General features: G+C 50.2%; 19 protein-coding genes, 3 tRNA genes and 1 other RNA gene. 9 read left to right on the forward strand and 14 right to left on the reverse strand.

What is annotated here, in order from left to right:
• Nucleotides 1-114: 114 nt before the first annotated feature.
• A tRNA-Glu gene (locus HY845_01150) sits at nt 115-188 on the reverse strand.
• A 100-nt stretch (nt 189-288) separates the two neighbouring features.
• Here HY845_01150 and HY845_01155 point away from each other — a divergent pair.
• From HY845_01155 to HY845_01165, 3 genes are all read left to right on the forward strand, one after another.
• Nucleotides 289-1,143, forward strand: a complete 855-nt coding sequence (locus HY845_01155) for a polysaccharide deacetylase family protein (GenBank protein ID QQG51934.1) — start codon at nt 289-291, stop codon at nt 1,141-1,143.
• Nucleotides 1,143-1,215, forward strand: a tRNA-Val gene (locus HY845_01160). The genes HY845_01155 and HY845_01160 overlap by 1 nt, the downstream gene beginning before the upstream one ends.
• Nucleotides 1,216-1,270: 55 nt before the next feature.
• On the forward strand, nt 1,271-1,774 hold the full coding sequence (locus tag HY845_01165; protein ID QQG52147.1) for a peptidylprolyl isomerase: 504 nt from the start codon (nt 1,271-1,273) through the stop codon (nt 1,772-1,774).
• A 187-nt stretch (nt 1,775-1,961) separates the two neighbouring features.
• Here the strand turns inward: HY845_01165 and HY845_01170 are convergent, their stop codons facing one another.
• From HY845_01170 to ssrA, 4 genes are all read right to left on the reverse strand, one after another.
• Nucleotides 1,962-2,666, reverse strand: coding sequence for an Hsp20 family protein (locus tag HY845_01170; GenBank protein QQG51935.1), 705 nt, complete (start codon nt 2,664-2,666; stop codon nt 1,962-1,964).
• A 50-nt stretch (nt 2,667-2,716) separates the two neighbouring features.
• Nucleotides 2,717-3,913, reverse strand: coding sequence for an ABC transporter permease (locus HY845_01175; protein ID QQG51936.1), 1,197 nt, complete (start codon nt 3,911-3,913; stop codon nt 2,717-2,719).
• Nucleotides 3,903-4,580, reverse strand: a complete 678-nt coding sequence (locus HY845_01180; protein ID QQG51937.1) for an ABC transporter ATP-binding protein — start codon at nt 4,578-4,580, stop codon at nt 3,903-3,905. The genes HY845_01175 and HY845_01180 overlap by 11 nt, the downstream gene beginning before the upstream one ends.
• Before the next feature lie 59 nt (nt 4,581-4,639).
• Nucleotides 4,640-5,026, reverse strand: a transfer-messenger RNA (tmRNA) gene (gene ssrA / locus HY845_01185).
• Between the two features lie 133 nt (nt 5,027-5,159).
• Between ssrA and HY845_01190 the strand changes: the two genes are divergently transcribed.
• Nucleotides 5,160-5,423 (forward strand): hypothetical protein, encoded by a 264-nt coding sequence (locus HY845_01190; GenBank protein ID QQG51938.1) that lies wholly within the window; start codon nt 5,160-5,162, stop codon nt 5,421-5,423.
• 60 nt (nt 5,424-5,483) lie between these two features.
• Here HY845_01190 and HY845_01195 read toward each other — a convergent pair whose 3' ends face one another.
• Together HY845_01195 and HY845_01200 are read right to left on the reverse strand one after the other, a co-directional pair.
• The gene (locus HY845_01195; GenBank protein QQG51939.1) at nt 5,484-6,053 is read right to left on the reverse strand and encodes an HD domain-containing protein; all 570 of its coding nucleotides are present in this window, start codon (nt 6,051-6,053) and stop codon (nt 5,484-5,486) included.
• Nucleotides 6,053-6,613, reverse strand: a complete 561-nt coding sequence (locus tag HY845_01200) for a DUF1003 domain-containing protein (GenBank protein QQG51940.1) — start codon at nt 6,611-6,613, stop codon at nt 6,053-6,055. The genes HY845_01195 and HY845_01200 overlap by 1 nt, the downstream gene beginning before the upstream one ends.
• A gap of 281 nt (nt 6,614-6,894) precedes the next feature.
• Here HY845_01200 and HY845_01205 point away from each other — a divergent pair.
• Nucleotides 6,895-6,968, forward strand: a tRNA-Arg gene (locus HY845_01205).
• Nucleotides 6,969-7,016: 48 nt separating this feature from the next.
• Nucleotides 7,017-8,066 (forward strand): hypothetical protein, encoded by a 1,050-nt coding sequence (locus HY845_01210; GenBank protein QQG51941.1) that lies wholly within the window; start codon nt 7,017-7,019, stop codon nt 8,064-8,066.
• A 71-nt stretch (nt 8,067-8,137) separates the two neighbouring features.
• Here HY845_01210 and HY845_01215 read toward each other — a convergent pair whose 3' ends face one another.
• The 6 genes from HY845_01215 to HY845_01240 form a co-directional block, all read right to left on the reverse strand.
• Nucleotides 8,138-8,812 (reverse strand): hypothetical protein, encoded by a 675-nt coding sequence (locus HY845_01215; protein ID QQG51942.1) that lies wholly within the window; start codon nt 8,810-8,812, stop codon nt 8,138-8,140.
• An 82-nt stretch (nt 8,813-8,894) separates the two neighbouring features.
• Complete coding sequence (locus HY845_01220) at nt 8,895-9,380, reverse strand: VIT1/CCC1 transporter family protein (GenBank protein ID QQG51943.1); 486 nt, start codon at nt 9,378-9,380, stop codon at nt 8,895-8,897.
• Nucleotides 9,381-9,384: 4 nt separating this feature from the next.
• On the reverse strand, nt 9,385-9,954 hold the full coding sequence (locus HY845_01225) for a hypothetical protein (GenBank protein ID QQG51944.1): 570 nt from the start codon (nt 9,952-9,954) through the stop codon (nt 9,385-9,387).
• 71 nt (nt 9,955-10,025) lie between these two features.
• Entirely contained in the window at nt 10,026-10,991 is a 966-nt protein-coding gene (locus HY845_01230; GenBank protein ID QQG51945.1) for a LysM peptidoglycan-binding domain-containing protein, read from the reverse strand.
• Between the two features lie 170 nt (nt 10,992-11,161).
• A complete protein-coding gene (locus HY845_01235; GenBank protein QQG51946.1) occupies nt 11,162-11,542 on the reverse strand; it encodes a hypothetical protein in 381 nt (126 codons plus the stop codon).
• A gap of 84 nt (nt 11,543-11,626) precedes the next feature.
• On the reverse strand, nt 11,627-12,148 hold the full coding sequence (locus HY845_01240) for an NUDIX domain-containing protein (GenBank protein ID QQG51947.1): 522 nt from the start codon (nt 12,146-12,148) through the stop codon (nt 11,627-11,629).
• Between the two features lie 103 nt (nt 12,149-12,251).
• Here HY845_01240 and HY845_01245 point away from each other — a divergent pair, with 103 nt between their 5' ends.
• The 3 genes from HY845_01245 to HY845_01255 all read left to right on the forward strand — a co-directional run bounded on the left by HY845_01245 (nt 12,252) and on the right by HY845_01255 (nt 13,738).
• Nucleotides 12,252-12,563 (forward strand): hypothetical protein, encoded by a 312-nt coding sequence (locus HY845_01245; GenBank protein ID QQG51948.1) that lies wholly within the window; start codon nt 12,252-12,254, stop codon nt 12,561-12,563.
• A gap of 99 nt (nt 12,564-12,662) precedes the next feature.
• Nucleotides 12,663-13,085, forward strand: a complete 423-nt coding sequence (locus HY845_01250) for a disulfide bond formation protein B (protein QQG51949.1) — start codon at nt 12,663-12,665, stop codon at nt 13,083-13,085.
• The gene (locus HY845_01255; GenBank protein ID QQG51950.1) at nt 13,082-13,738 is read left to right on the forward strand and encodes a thioredoxin domain-containing protein; all 657 of its coding nucleotides are present in this window, start codon (nt 13,082-13,084) and stop codon (nt 13,736-13,738) included. The genes HY845_01250 and HY845_01255 overlap by 4 nt, the downstream gene beginning before the upstream one ends.
• Here HY845_01255 and HY845_01260 read toward each other — a convergent pair.
• The gene (locus HY845_01260; GenBank protein QQG51951.1) at nt 13,730-14,506 is read right to left on the reverse strand and encodes an alpha/beta fold hydrolase; all 777 of its coding nucleotides are present in this window, start codon (nt 14,504-14,506) and stop codon (nt 13,730-13,732) included. The two genes, HY845_01255 and HY845_01260, sit on opposite strands and share 9 nt — an antisense overlap.
• Nucleotides 14,507-14,646: the final 140 nt, after the last annotated feature.

Below are 14,646 nucleotides of genomic sequence, written 5' to 3' on the forward strand. Positions count from 1 at the left end.
GCTGAGCTGCTCGGAAAGCTCCTACGCTAACGCTCCGTCGCTACCGAACCCGCGGGTTCGACACCGCGAGCAGGTAGTAAACACGGCCCGGAAATTCCGCGCCGTGTTCCCTAGCGGTCCCAACGGGAGTCGAACCCGTGATTTCCGGGATGAAAACCCGGCGTCCTAGGCCACTAGACGATGGGACCAATTTACGAAAGCCTAACAGGTCAATTTTACTGAATACGCCACCAGTTATCAATGCTAAGATGATCGCCAATAACCGACTTTCTTGGTAATAATTAGTTGATGAGGGGGTTGCTACTTTTTTCGATCGCCGTTTTAGCCGCTGCGGTAGGAGTGGTTTTATTTCTTGTGTCATACGGCGGAAAGATCGCCGGGACGGAGCAACCTAATAGTAAAGTTGTCGCGGCGGATATACCTATAAAAACGCCAGAAACACGCCGTCGCGCGGAAGTGCCCATCCTGATGTACCACTACATTCGGGATTATAAGAGCGAAACGGACCCGCTCGGCGTCCAACTATCTGTTTCACCGGCGGCGTTTAGGGCTCAGCTGCAAGCCCTAAAGCGCGACGGCTATTCGACGATTAGTCTATCGGAATTCGCCAAAGGTAATTTTGGCTCTAAGCCGATCGTCCTGACTTTTGATGACGGGTACGAGGACCACTTCACTACAGCGTTACCGATCCTGCAGGAACTCAACTACACTGCTACCTTTTTTATCGTCAAAAATTTCATTGGGCGTCCTGGTTACTTGAGTGCTGCGCAAATAAGCATGCTACAGGACGCCGGTATGGAAATAGGCGGCCATTCCACAAATCACGCTAACCTCTCGAAAATGACTTATGAGAAGGCCGTCGCCGACATCTCCTCTAGTCTAGCTGGTCGCGACAACGTCTTTTCTTACCCCTCAGGGCAGTATACTTACGAGACCCTGGACGTAGTTAGCGGCCTGGGAGTAACGGCTGCGGTGACAACCGAACAGGGCGTCGCCACAACCGAAACCAACCTGCTGGAGCTGCCGCGTATTAGGGTAAAAGAGAAGACTGATCTAATTAGCAAGATCGCCGAGCTTAGAGACATCCAAGTACCGTCGAAGGCTTCACAGCCACCGGCCGCTGAGGTAGAATTACAGGAGTAGCGCGGTTAGCTCAGCTGGTAGAGCATTTCCTTGACGTGGAAAGGGTCAGTGGTTCGAGTCCACTACCGCGCACATGAAAGGTTTAACGCTACTTATTGTGATCGCGCTGGTTATCATCGGCGCGTTTATGTTGGTTCCAAAAAAACAAAATGAAGGAGGCGCTGTGACAACAACTACCAATAATACTGCCGTAAAAAAAGCAATAATTGAAACCGATAAGGGCAATATCGAGCTCGATCTTTACCCTGACGTGGCGCCAAAGACTGTGGATAACTTTATTCAAAAAGCTAACGCCGGTTTCTTTAATGGCTTGAAGTTTCACCGAGTGGAAGATTGGGTTATTCAGGGCGGTGATCCGCTGAGCCGTGATGAGTCTCAAAAAGACTTGTGGGGCACTGGTGGCGGCAATATTGATACCGAGCTTTCGGACAAACCGTTCGGCGTTGGCGCTTTGGGCGTAGCCAGAGGCAACGAGATAAAGATCTCGAACGACTCGCAATTCTTCATAACCAAAAAGGACGCGCAGTTTTTAAACAGCCAGTACACGATCTTTGGTCAAGTCACCGCCGGCATGGACGTCGTTGAAAAAATCGCCATCGGCGACCTCATCAAATCCGTAACTATTAAATAACAAGCGAAAAACGGGCGAATCTAACTATGCAGGTTATTCACCCGTTTTTCACCTTGTCCACGACAGTGAGCGTGCTTGGGTGGGGAGTGCAGAGGGGTAGGGCAGCGCTTCGCAAGTAGCACCCGTACCCCTCTGCAAAACAAAAAAGCGCCGTAGCGGCGCCTTTTGCTTCGCTTGAAAAGCGAGTCTACTTCTTCTTCACCTGAATCTTCGTGGTCTTCGGCTTAGCCGGTTCCACTTTCGGCGCCACTATCTTAAGCGTCCCGTTTTCGAGTTTGGCCTCAACCTTGTCTTCTTTGATCGGCGTGGCAAATCGAATTGAACGACTGAACTCACTGTGTTGCCACTCACGACGCACAACATTCTTGCCTTCTTTCTCATTTTCGTCGTGCTTTTTAGTGCCAGTGATAGTTAGTGTATCTTCCGTCATCTCGATCTGAACATCGTCTTCGGCGTAACCCGGAACCTGTAATTCGATTTCGTACTCTTTGTCGGTTTCATGAATATTCATGGCGCCGGCAACGGTGCCCAGTGCTCGCGACCAATCACCACGACCAAAATTACGGTTGACCATCTCGCTCATCTCTTCTTGCATTCGATCCATTGCCTGAAACGGACTCCATGGTGCTAATTGCATCTTCGACTGCTCACCTCCTTCCTGAATTTCGTTATCGGTTGCTTGCTGAACAATGTTTATGCCTTCGATTAAATCCGGCAAATTACAGCGGAAAAATTCCATCAGTGAAATCAAAACTGGCGCGCTAGGCAGATACTCGCCACGTTCAAGCGAGATTATCGATTGGCGAGATACGTTTAATTCCCGAGCCAATTCTTCTTGGCTCAGATCTCGCTGGGTGCGTAACTGGCGTAGTAATAAACGGAATCGAGGCATTTATACGCCTAATGTAAAGTAAACTTTACATAGCGTCAAGGGAAAGGTTTTTACTCAAACCGCAAAGCGTCGACGGGATTTTTACGGGCGGCGCGAATTGCCGGGAAAAGGCCAAAGACAATACCAGCAAAAGCGCCCATTCCAACGGCTAACATGATTGTTTGCCAGCTCATAACGGGATTAAGCGGGGAGAATCTAGCGATTAGTAGCGTCGAGATACGCGCTAAGCCAATGCCGATCAAAGAGCCAAAGAGGGTCAACAGTATTGCTTCGATCAGAAATTGCAACAAGATTGCACTTTCGGTAGCGCCAACGGCCTTTCGAATACCGATCTCTCGCGTCCGCTCTGTCACAGTGACGAGCATGATATTGGAGATGCCTATTCCGCCGACAAGCAGGGAGATAGAGGCAATTCCAACCACGAGATAAGCCATGACGTCGGTAATTTGATTGACCGTCGAAAGCAGATCGGTCGGCTTAAAGACTGAAAAGTCACTCGTACCGTGTTTCGCGGTAAGCAGGCTTTTAACCTCCGCTATCGCCGGGTCAACGTCTTCAACCGTTTTGGCTTTGACGACAATGCGGTTAACGGCTTCTGATTTATTAATCTCGGTGGCGACGCTCGCCGGAACCAAAAACATATCGCCGGTCGTAGAAGTGAGATTCAATTCTTGGTCAATTTTGAATAAGCCCACAACCTCAAAAGTTGACGCCCCAATTTTGACGCTATCGCCAACTTTAACGCTTATTTGTTCAGCTGACTTCTCGCTTAAGACGATTACCCTGTTCTTATTGGTAAGGTCGTTGTCGTTGATACTGCGGCCACCGACTATCTTGACGCTGAATAAATCTTCCGCGCCAGGCGTTATACCAACTGGCAGGCCGTTCAGCTTCTTGTCGTTGTGGTTAACGAGTCCGCCAAAGAAGACGGCGTACTCCATGTCTGGATCAAGTAATTTAGATTTGTCTTGCAAGTGCGTCACATCGTCAACGAAAATCGTTGACGGTGCCGTTATGCCAGAGATACTCGGCGCCCCTTCTTCAGCTTGTTCGCCCGGCATAATCAGGATCGTCCGTGGCCCAAAGTCCTCAACGAAGCCGGCAATTTGTTTCTGTACGCCACGGGCGGCCGAAAGCAACGTCACCACGGCGTAGATGCCGATAACGATGCCAAGCACCGTCAGGAAGCTACGCAGTTTATTGGCCCAGAGTGAGCCGATGGCGCTCCGTAAGCTGTCAAGCAGCATTGCTCCTCCGCTCGTCTTTAGTAATCTGGCCGTCCTTCATCTGAATGACACGGTCGGCGTAATTTAACAGCTCGGTATTGTGCGTCACCATAACGATCGTGGTGCCAGTTTTATGAATTCGTTTAAAAAGTTCCATGATTTCCAGGCCGGTCTTGGTGTCTAGGTTCCCGGTTGGTTCATCGGCAAGGATAACTTTTGGCGCCGTGACGAGCGCTCGGGCGATGGCAACACGCTGCTGTTGGCCGCCACTTAGCTGATTTGGCCGACTATGCTCACGATCGAGCAAGCCGACGTTTCCTAATACCTCGCGCGCTTTCTGGTCCCGGGAGTCGCCGTGGCGGTATTTCAACGGCAACATGACGTTGTCGTAAGCCGTAGTTCGCGGCAAAAGATTAAAAGACTGAAAAACAAAACCGAAGGTCTCGTTTCGATACTTGGCGCGCTGTTTACTATTTAAGTCGTCAACTCTTTTGCTGTCGATGATGTATTCGCCAGAATTAGGTACGTCGAGCAAGCCGATAATGTTTAATAGTGTCGATTTACCGCAGCCGCTCGGTCCGATAATGCCGATGAACTCGCCGTCCCGAATCGTTAGATTAAGGTCATCAAGGGCGTGGATCGTCTCGCCCAGTTTATAGTCGCGGTTAATACTTTTGAGCTGAAGCATCAAAAGCATCTTATACCCTGTGAAAGTAAAGAAAAAGCCGCCCTGCGGTGACTTTTTCTTGGTGGACCTGCCGGGAGTTGAACCCGGGTCCGAGAACCTACGAACGAAGACGTCTACAAGCGTAGAAAGTTTAAAGTCTTAGCAGCTGGGCTTGAGAGCTTTCAAAAAACCCGACTGAGCAACATCTTATTCTGAGGAGTTGTACCGATGTGCGCACAATCCCGGTTCTACTTTTTGACGCCTCGTTACCTTAGTAGAAGTCAGGTGACGAAACGGCATTGGCCGTTAGGCTAATGCTGTTGCAAAAGAAGGAGTCGCGAACAAGTTCGCAACACGAGCTTTTGCAGTTTCAAATGCGTTTGCACGTATTTGTTTTGCGCTCTAAGGCAGGCGCGTCCGCTTGCAGTCCTCGCTGTAAACGTTCCCGTCGAAGCCAGTACAGGCCCGTTAAGATCTTTCTTACCACTTTCAACCTGTTAAGTCAATGGTACTAGCCCTATTTTGCTTTGAAGCCCTTGCGTTATTTTGCAGCTTAGCTTTAATATTGAGGAGTAGTAATAATCCTGAAAAGGAGGATAGATGTGGGTAGATATCATAGGTGGACTGATTGGTGGTTTGATCCTTACATGGATTGCCGCCATGGTCGTTAAGAACGCTATGGTCGCGATGATTATCGGTTTTGTCATAATGATGATCGTCTTCGGCTTTGGTTGGTTGGGCGAGGGTATTAACGTTTACAACGTTATTGCTTCTCTCGTCGGTGCCTTTATTGGGTACTTTGCAACCAAGGGTCGCTCGGGGAGCACCCCGCCAGCTGCGCCGCCAGCTGCTCCAACCGCCTAACTTTAGGTATTTAGGAGACAGAAAAAGCCGCCGTGAGGCGGCTTTTTCTTTACTGGTAATTTACAAGCTAATTTCTTCGGCGATTTCTTTCATGGCGTCTAACACAATGCCGGTGAACTCATCTAAGGCAATGCCTAGTTTCGCCTCGCAAAGCTCAATTTTCTCCCGGTCAACACCGGCGGCAAATGATTTTTGCGGCAGCTTATTGAGTACTGTTTCCGCGGTAACGGAAGCAAGTTTTTTGTCAGGCATAACGAGCGCACAGGCGACAATTAGTCCCGTTAGCTCGTCGCAGCAGTACAGCGCCCACTCCATGAGGCTTTGGGGCGGTTCGTGGCCGTTGTGAAAGTGGTTATGAGCGAGGATAGCGCCCTTAATCCCCTCATCGCCAAGATCCAAATCTTCGAGCCACTCGACGACTTTTTTGGCGTGGATTTCCGGAGTGTCGCGAGTAACTTCCCAATCGGCGTCATGAAGCAAGCCAGCAATGCCCCAAGACTCCTCGTCTTCGTTGAAATAGTTGGCAAGCCCCTTCATTGAAGCCTCAACAGCCAGGCAATGTCGAATCAGGTTATCGCTCTGTACTTTGCTGACAAGCAGCTTGTAGGCTTCGTCTCGACTAACAGGCATTACTCAACCTCTTTTTTGACACGCTCCTCGATTTGCTCAGCGTTTAGAGTCTCCGTCATTTCGGTCAGCTCACTATCAGGCTTCTGAATCCCCAAATGTTGTTGGATTTCCTGCAGCATCTCCAAGCACTTAGTGATTTCATGCTCGGCTTGAACATTCACCTGGAAGTCCACTTCTTCACGCAAGTCGGCGATATCGGCCTCACGCGATTGACTCATTAAGACAAAGATCGCCAGGATAATCGCTTCCAGTGAGACGATGGTGGTCAGCATCACGAATGGGAATGGATCAAAGATTGGGAAGATCGGCAGCGCCCCACTGTTAACAAGTACCCAGCAGGTGAAGAACAGGACGTTTATCGTCAAGAAAGCGAACGTGCCTGAGCGTGTGGTAACGAAATCGGCGATCTTTTGCGTTGGCGTTCGATGGGAGTTAGCTTTTGCCTTAAAAGTGCGGTACGCCTCGCGACTTTGTTCCATCTGTTCTGCTTTGTGATTACTGATGGCCCCTAAAACGTGACCAAGCGTTTCGGTTAACTTGTTACGGTCGTAGCTGTTCATAACACTAAAGTAACTTATTCTTCGTGGGGATACCACGGGTGGCAAAGTCCCTCGCGAGAGCTGTCGCCGCTTTACGGAGCAGAGTGGTGCGAAGCGAAGAAGAAGATGTCCTGAGCCGCTGGCCAGGGCATCTTCATTAGGAACCAATCCTCAAACGGTCGACTATTTAACCTCCTAATGCTATACTTGCCCTGTTTTTACGCCCCCGTAGCTCAGTGGATTTTACGCGCTAGCGCTTCAATCCCCTTCGCTACTTCGGCAAAATGAAACAATAGTATTCTGCCCCCGTAGCTCAGTGGATTAGAGCGGGACGGTTCTAACGTCAAGGTCGCAGGTTCGAATCCTGCCGGGGGTACTACTTCTACTTGACAAGCTCGGCATTTCCCCCGATTGTAGTGTGTAGATGGAGGGAAGTGTGAACGCCCGCAAACTGGTTATATACGGAGGGGTTATTTTCTTGTCGTTGACAACGATATTTGCCGTGATTGCCAACAGTAGCCTTTATCGCGCTCAGGTTGCCCTCGAAGAGCCTTGTATCGCCGAGACTGACGTTAATGGCGACGGTTTAATCAATAACGACGATTGTACTGGCGGCGGGGGCGGTAACGTTGAGCCTTGTCCTGAGCCCATTCCTGTTGAAGAGGGTACGGCAATTACACAAACGGTCCCGAAAGAGTGTGAGGAGGATCCGGTTTGTGAGCCTGACCCACCATTTGATACCGCATTCGAGGGCCACACAATTGGAGCGTTCGGCAGCGGCGGTAGCGGTGCAAATCAAATTACTCAGCCGCTCAGCACACTACTTGGCGTTGACGCAGCGCTTGCCCAGTCCGGTGGCAGCCAACTGAGCGAAAGCCGCAAGTTCGAAGAAAAGGCTAAGCAGTTGATACTGCAGTCCTGGGATGAAGTAAAATTCCGCTATGACCGCACGTTGTTGATTCTGCGAAATCCGTCCGACTGGTTCAATAATCAATCTAACTTGAATCGTTTTGCCTCTACTTTCTCTAGCGAGATTACCGAAGTTATGACCGACCCGACGCTACCTTATTACGAACGTTGGCGTGCCGCCCAGCAGGCTGCGCCGGACGCGTTCAAGCGAGCGATGGAGCAGTTTGCTTATGGTAAAAAGGACAAACATGCGGAAGGACACGTTAAGGTGCCTGACAACGATAACCCATGGAAACTTGACGTTGAGCCAAACTGGTCCGAGTTCGTGACCTCAGGACTACGTAACTTAGAGTTACATGCAGATGTTTACAACTGGGTTGGCAGTAATAGCGGCTCCTATACGAAATGTGACGCTGACTTTGGGTTCGCTTCTGGCAATAGCTCCAACAGGTTCAAAGGGCTTAAGCTTAATATTGAACATGGCAGTAATACAACACTCTTCCGTGCCTCAGTTGGCTGGAATCACGGTTTGACCTTCGGGGCGTTCTACCAGAAGTCGTTCTAAACAAACTTAAAACGACAAAAGCCGCTGGCGTTATTCACGCTGGCGGCTTTTGGTATTTACTCAGCTGGTCGTCAGTTAACGACGTCAAGCCTCGTGATCCGGAGCTTGCCATCGACCTTGCCGAAGCGAAGGTCTAGACCGAACGACATGCCAGGGCGTGGCCCTTTGGCATCGCGCGAGGTCATCTTGACCTTGACACCGTGTTTGGTGAGCTCGTAGGCCTCGAAGTTCTTAATGCCCTCCTCGTTGCCGTTCAAGCTGCCTCGCTCCTTGAGAAACTCAATTCGTTCGGCTAGATATTCCGGCCAAGCCGGATGATCTGGTCCCTTGACGATCGCAGTCGGGTCGCTACCCGATTGGGCTGTCTCGACGAAGTACTTCGCGAGCGCCAACCGGGAATCGAGCAGCTTTCCCGAGGCCTCAGCGACGAGCGGCAGCTTGCCGCCGGCCGAGACTTTCAGGCTGAGCTCGAAGCCCGCTTTGTCGAACTTTTGGGCGTCGTTAACGGCTCGGAAGTTGGTTAGACCATCGGCATCGGAGCGATAGAGGGTAACGTTGCCGTCGGTGCAAAAGGCTTTGAAGTCCTTGAGCGCCTGTTGCAACCCCACCTGGTTCCGGCCGTCGGTCGTTACCATGAGTAGGGCTTCGGCTGGGTCCTTCTGGGCCCGGGCGACGAAGTCGTCGAGTTGGTCGGCGCTTGTCAGACACGCAGTTGCAAGCAAAAGAAGTGCGAAAAGATGTTTCATCTGATCCTCCTGAGGGAAACGTGCGCTAATTTTAACCGAACGCTAACCGTAGATCAATGATAACGAGGCCAATTTTGGTGGATCAAATTTTAATGAGTGTGCCGACAAAAACCGCCACCGCTATTACAACGGCACCGATCAGGGTGATTTTGATGGCGCCGCGCAGCGGGTGGTGATGCACGAAATAACCCTTAAAGAGGCCGACGCAAAACAGGGCGAAGAGACTAGCGCCGATCGACCAATAGAAAGCCATCATGGTGTTGTCGAAAATTATATAGGGTAATAGTGGGATTAAACCGATTAGGGCGTAAGAAAAGAGCATAACGATCGCATCGCTAAGTTGGTTCTCTTTTTCTGCCGGGTCAAGTTCTTTCTCGGAATCCTCGGAGATATAAACTCCAGCTCCCATAGAGATAGCCTCGACCATAATTAGAATTACGCCGCTTAAAATAATTTCGCGCGACGGAAGACCTGCGAAGCTAACGCCGGAAAGCAGTCCGACCGTTGAAACCAAGCCGTCTTCGGCTCCGAAGACGAAGTTACGCAGGAAACCTTTGGAGCCCTTCATAAACCTATTGTAACGCAATTGTCCCGGCCGTGCCGGCCGGGACAATGATCGGGGTCTTATCGACGCTCTCTAAGCGCCAGATTTCATCTGTGGGCTTGCCGGGAAGCTTCTTCCAGCGCAACCGCCACTCAAAGCCTTTCAGCTCTAAGCCTACGGGAATGACACCCTCCGGATAGCGGAATCGGACGATCACGAGATCCTGAGTGTCATTCTTCTTGTCACCCATAACGAGCTCGTAGCTGATCGTTTTGCCTTTGAGGGAGGGGTTGCGTTCGAGCTCAGTCCATCCCTGGGCGAAGTCCTTGATGAAGTAGACGCGCCGTTCCTCTCGGAGACGGTCAAACTCGGTCTCGATGAGCTGGGGATCGAAATACACCATATTCTTGACGGCGTCGTAGCCGTCTTTTAGGGTGCCAATAGGCGTTTCCCGACCAACGGCGCGAGTTTTCTCGATCATGACCCGCGTGAGGTTAACCCGAATGTCCTCGGAAGGATTCATCGGGAACAACGATGTCGAAGCGTCGGCACAACCTAGGGTTGCAACGACGATAAATGGAAGAACGAATAGTCGCATATTTGCCTCCGTGCAACGAATGCCTGACAATTTTCGACTAATTTTAAGCGCAAATCAAGAGGCTGGGTTCTTTACTTACGGCCAACGTAGGCGACAACGTTACCGCGTGGGATGGCGCGCTTGGTAACAACGGCCCAACCGGCGAAGTTCATCTCTGAAACATAGACGTATTGGGCGTCGAATCCTTCAACGTAGGCGACGTGTCCAACGGGCGATTCCCAAGTTACAGCCACGTCTCCGACAGCTGGTGAGGATTTGACAGGAATGCCGTTTAAGCGGGCATAAGCAGGGTACTGGCCGCCATTGCCCATCTTTGCCGGCAAGTCAGGACGCTTGTATTTGACCCAGTTGGTGCATTGGCCACGGAAAGCGCCGTTAGTTGGCAGATTGGTAAATTTGCCAACCACAGTGTAATCGCCGTAGCTTGCCACTCTAGTACCCCCGCTTCGCGGGGTTGTAGTTCGCTGGTTGCGCTGTAGGCGACGCTGCTTTTCTAGCTCAGCCTGACGCGCGGCTTCGCGTTCCTTTTCCTTAATGGCGTTCAATTCGTCTAGCCATGCGAGTGAGGTTGAATCTGGTTTCTCGCTGGACGGAATAAGAATCTCGGTGCCCGGCTTAATCTTCTCAATATCAGCCACGGCAATGTTGTTGGTCTCTATAAGCTGAGCAACGGTAGTGTTATAGCGACCAGCGATGCCCATCAAGCTATCGCCCTTCTCTACGGTATAAGAAAAAGCGTAAAGCTGTTGAACTTCACCAGTAAGAATGGTTTGGCCGATAAAGAGTTGCGGCTTGCCGACAAAACCAGCGGCTTGCGCCTCGATCTGCTCGTCGATGATTGAAGAGGCGTAAAAGTTCGGGTCGTAGGCCTGGCCTTCCCCAACTGAAAAGGTTAGAAAGACCAAAATAAACGAGCCGAAGCTAAGCTGTGTCGAGTAACGGCGGATAAATTTTCGGACGCGCTTGGTTTGTGGCCTGGCAAGATATGACCTCAGAAACAGCCGGCTGTTGTCGGCACCGTTAATAAGCCGGTTCAATATTGGCTCTAAATGTCTGGAAAGTTTTTTTAGTCGAAGTTGTAGCGAATGAAATGTATCAGCAAGGATACGAATCTGCCTCCTTTTGGTGAGACGAGACCCAGTTTACCGGTTATGACTTTTCTGTCAACCCCCAGCTAAGCTTCGCTATTAGAGGAATATACAAATGCCTAACGCCAGAAGTCCAGATAGAGGCCGAGCAACAAGGCGACAAACGATGAGGCGAAAATCACGACGGAATTCCACTTCTCTTTGGTGGAGCGCAGGGTGCCGAAGATATAACGCAAACTACCCTTATCCGTTTCTGTTAGGTCTAGGCTTTCGATCTTTTTCTCTAAGTCATTCTCGACAATCAAGCGCGCACGGGTTTGAGAAATCTGGTAGCGGTGCAAGAAGTAGATAATAAAGCCGATCGTACCGATGTACCAGGTTAGTTGGACTAACTCTCGGTCGCTGATGATAACAATCGAACGATAGGCGAGTGTGGCGACGATCCCGCAAAGAAAAAATAAATAACGGACAAAATTAGAGTGAGGCTTGGGGGCTTCCATATATCTAATTTAGACATAAATTATCGGTTGGCCTAGTCTTGTGTTGTTTAGCCGCCGTTGGCCGCCTGAGCAGTATGATAGCGATCAGGCATTCTGACGACAGAGCTTGATAGCTTCGGTTATCTCTTCCTCGATCCCTTCAATGCACTGGTAATCCAGGATCTCCTTATCGTTAACCCAAGCATAATCGGAAAAAGCACCCTTCTCTGGCCGGACTTTGCCGGACTTATATTCAGCGATGAAAACCGCAAACATGACGGGAATTTCATCAGGTCGGACAAACATCAAACTCTTTAGATAAGTCATCTTGTCTTTAATCTGAATCCCGGCCTCTTCGAGAACCTCTCGCTGCAGGAGTTTTTCGATCGGTCGATGAAAATTTGCTACTTCATCATTCAAGGTTCGGTCTGGATGGGTAATGTCGAAGTCCTGGTGCTCGAGTTTGCCGCCGATCATCCCCCAAAGGCCGGGAAAAACTTTCTCTGTTTCAGCTCGTTTCAAAATTAAAACCCGCGCATCTTTGGCGCGGTAGACGACGACGTTGGCGACAAAATAGAACAGCTTCTCAGGTTTAGCGTTGTCGGTGGATATTCTTGAGGGCAGCATGAGTCAATTAATAACCTAATTTTTTCCAGGCTACTAGCGTTGAAAACGGTCGAGATTAGCTTTACTATATACCAACCACAACCTGTGGTTTGAGGTGAATCTCATGCGATTTGGTAAAAAGAAGGCGCAGAATCAAGCGCCGGCCGATCCGAACCTTCCAAGTTCAGCCGATGATCCGGGCGCAACACCAGTTGCATCCAAAAGGAGCATCAGGCTGCCAAGCGTCAGACTTCCCGGTATCTACCCGACAGTCGTCGCCCTCGGCGTTGTTATCATCACGCTGACCGTCGGCGTATGCGTAGCGATAGCCACGGGAAACTCTCAGCTGGTGACGCCGCTACTCGCTCTCGACGGCGGACTCGCTGTTCTGGCGATGATCTGCTGCGTGGTCGGTGCCGCTAACGGTGCGACGTAGGCTGGGCTCTAGAGACCCGGCCAATCTCTTTAGGCTGCCGCTCCCACGGCAGCCTAAAAAATATTTGCAAATACCGCCAAACCAGTTACATTAGCCTTAATGACTCCTCGCCAAGTGTTGTATGCTAAAGCGGCCTTCGTAATATCCTTAGTGGCGACAATAGGCAGCTTATATTTCAGTAATGTCGCGCTCTACGCGCCGTGTGACCTTTGTTGGTACCAACGAATCGCCATCTACCCATTGTTAGCGATCGTTGGAGTTGGCCTAATAAGACATGATAACAATTTACATTTTTACGCTCTGCCGCTGCTAATGTTTGGCTTAATCGTGTCTGTCTATCAGAATTTACTCTATTACGGCATCGTCGCTGAGAGTACGGCAGTTTGCGGCTTGGGCGTATCGTGCGCCGCTAAATACATTGAATGGCTCGGTTTTATAACAATCCCCCTGCTATCACTTATCGGATTGATTACTCTAACGGTGTTAATGTTTGCTTTCAAAAAAGAAGGAGCGACTAAATGAGTTCTGATATGAAGTTTGTCGGTGCGATTGTAGTAGTTGCAGTTCTAGCGATCGTCGGATTTGTTATTTTTGGCAAAAACGCTAAAACCAGCGATCCCGCGGCACAGGTTGAGGCGGCCGCCTTGACTGACGCTGGCCAGCAAGTCCGTCCTGATTCATACAAAAAAGGTATCGAAAACGGCAAGGTGATCGTAGTTGAGTGGGGAGATTATCAGTGCCCAGCCTGCCAAGCGGCAGATACCGAAGTAACGCAGATAGTTAGCGATTTTGCCGACCGCATTACATTTGTTTTCCGCCATTTCCCGTTGCCTAACCATAAATTCTCACAACTTACGGCGACTGCCGTTGAGGCAGCAGGGGCGCAAGGTAAATATTGGGAGATGCACGCCAAGCTTTATGGTAATCAAGAGGAATGGAGCACGGCTTCTACCTCAAAAGCGGTCGAACTTTTTGTCGGTTACGCTAAGGATCTTGGAATCGACACCGAAAAGTTCCGCGCTGACTTGGTGGGACGTGTCTACAACGACAAGATCGCTCGGGATCTCGCGGACGCCGCGGCGATCGGTGTCAGTAAAACCCCAACCTTCTTCGTTAATAGCGTCGAAGTTGGCCTGGATGGTTTGCGAACAGCAATTGAAGAGGGGTTAAAGTAACGATCCCAACCAGCCCGAGAACACTTGCCTAAACTCGTTGAGGTGTTTCTTTTCGTGCGGTGTGTGGCGCATGCCGTTAATAACGTGAAGCTCTTTTTTGCCTGGCAGTTTTCCGACCAGAATTTCTTGGTGTTCTAATGGGCAGGATTCGTCGTTACTACCGACAATAATAAGGAGTGGCATGGTGATTTTATTGGCGGAAGGCAAAACGTCGTATCTTAAGCGATCGGCCATGTGCGACCATTTGAGTTTCTTTGTAACTCCAGGCTTGGAGGTGCTTGGTTGAATCTGCCAACCGGTTCCTTGCCAAACTTTCATGCTTTCAGGATCCTTTTTGAGTAGGTAATCGTATGAAAGTTGGCCGGAAACTAATGGGGCCATCGGTGCTAAGGCCAACACATTTTCCGGATGGTCTTCGGCATAGAGTATGGAGCACATCCCGCCCAAACTATGGCCGGCTAGGATAAATGGCTGCTGATACCAGTCTTGGGTTGCAGCCCAGGTTATTACATCGTCATAATCCTCTTTGTAGTTGGTAACGGTAGCGTCTTCATAATTTCCGTCTGATTCGCCGAAACTATTTGTAGCGTCAAATCTCACCGTCGAATAGCCGTGCCGAAGCAACTCTTCGGCAAGAACTTGGATATGCGGCTGTTCTTTAAATCCGCCCAGGCCATGCATGACGAACGCCAAGCCCTTTTGTGGCTGAGCTAGCTCAACCAGGACGGTAATCTTCTGTTCATGCCGATTGATGATGGATGCCTTCATCCCGCCCATCTTAGATCTGAGAGTTAGATCTGTCGACCCTTGTTACTGGGGGGATTAGGAGTATGGTGAGACAGGTTATTGGTGTCAATTTTCGGATATCGGGAATTGAATCCTCACAAGAGGTCGCCCGAGAGGGCGAC

This window comes from Candidatus Berkelbacteria bacterium (assembly GCA_016432625.1).
In the GTDB taxonomy this organism is placed as follows: domain Bacteria; phylum Patescibacteriota; class UBA1384; order 2-12-FULL-50-11; family 2-12-FULL-50-11.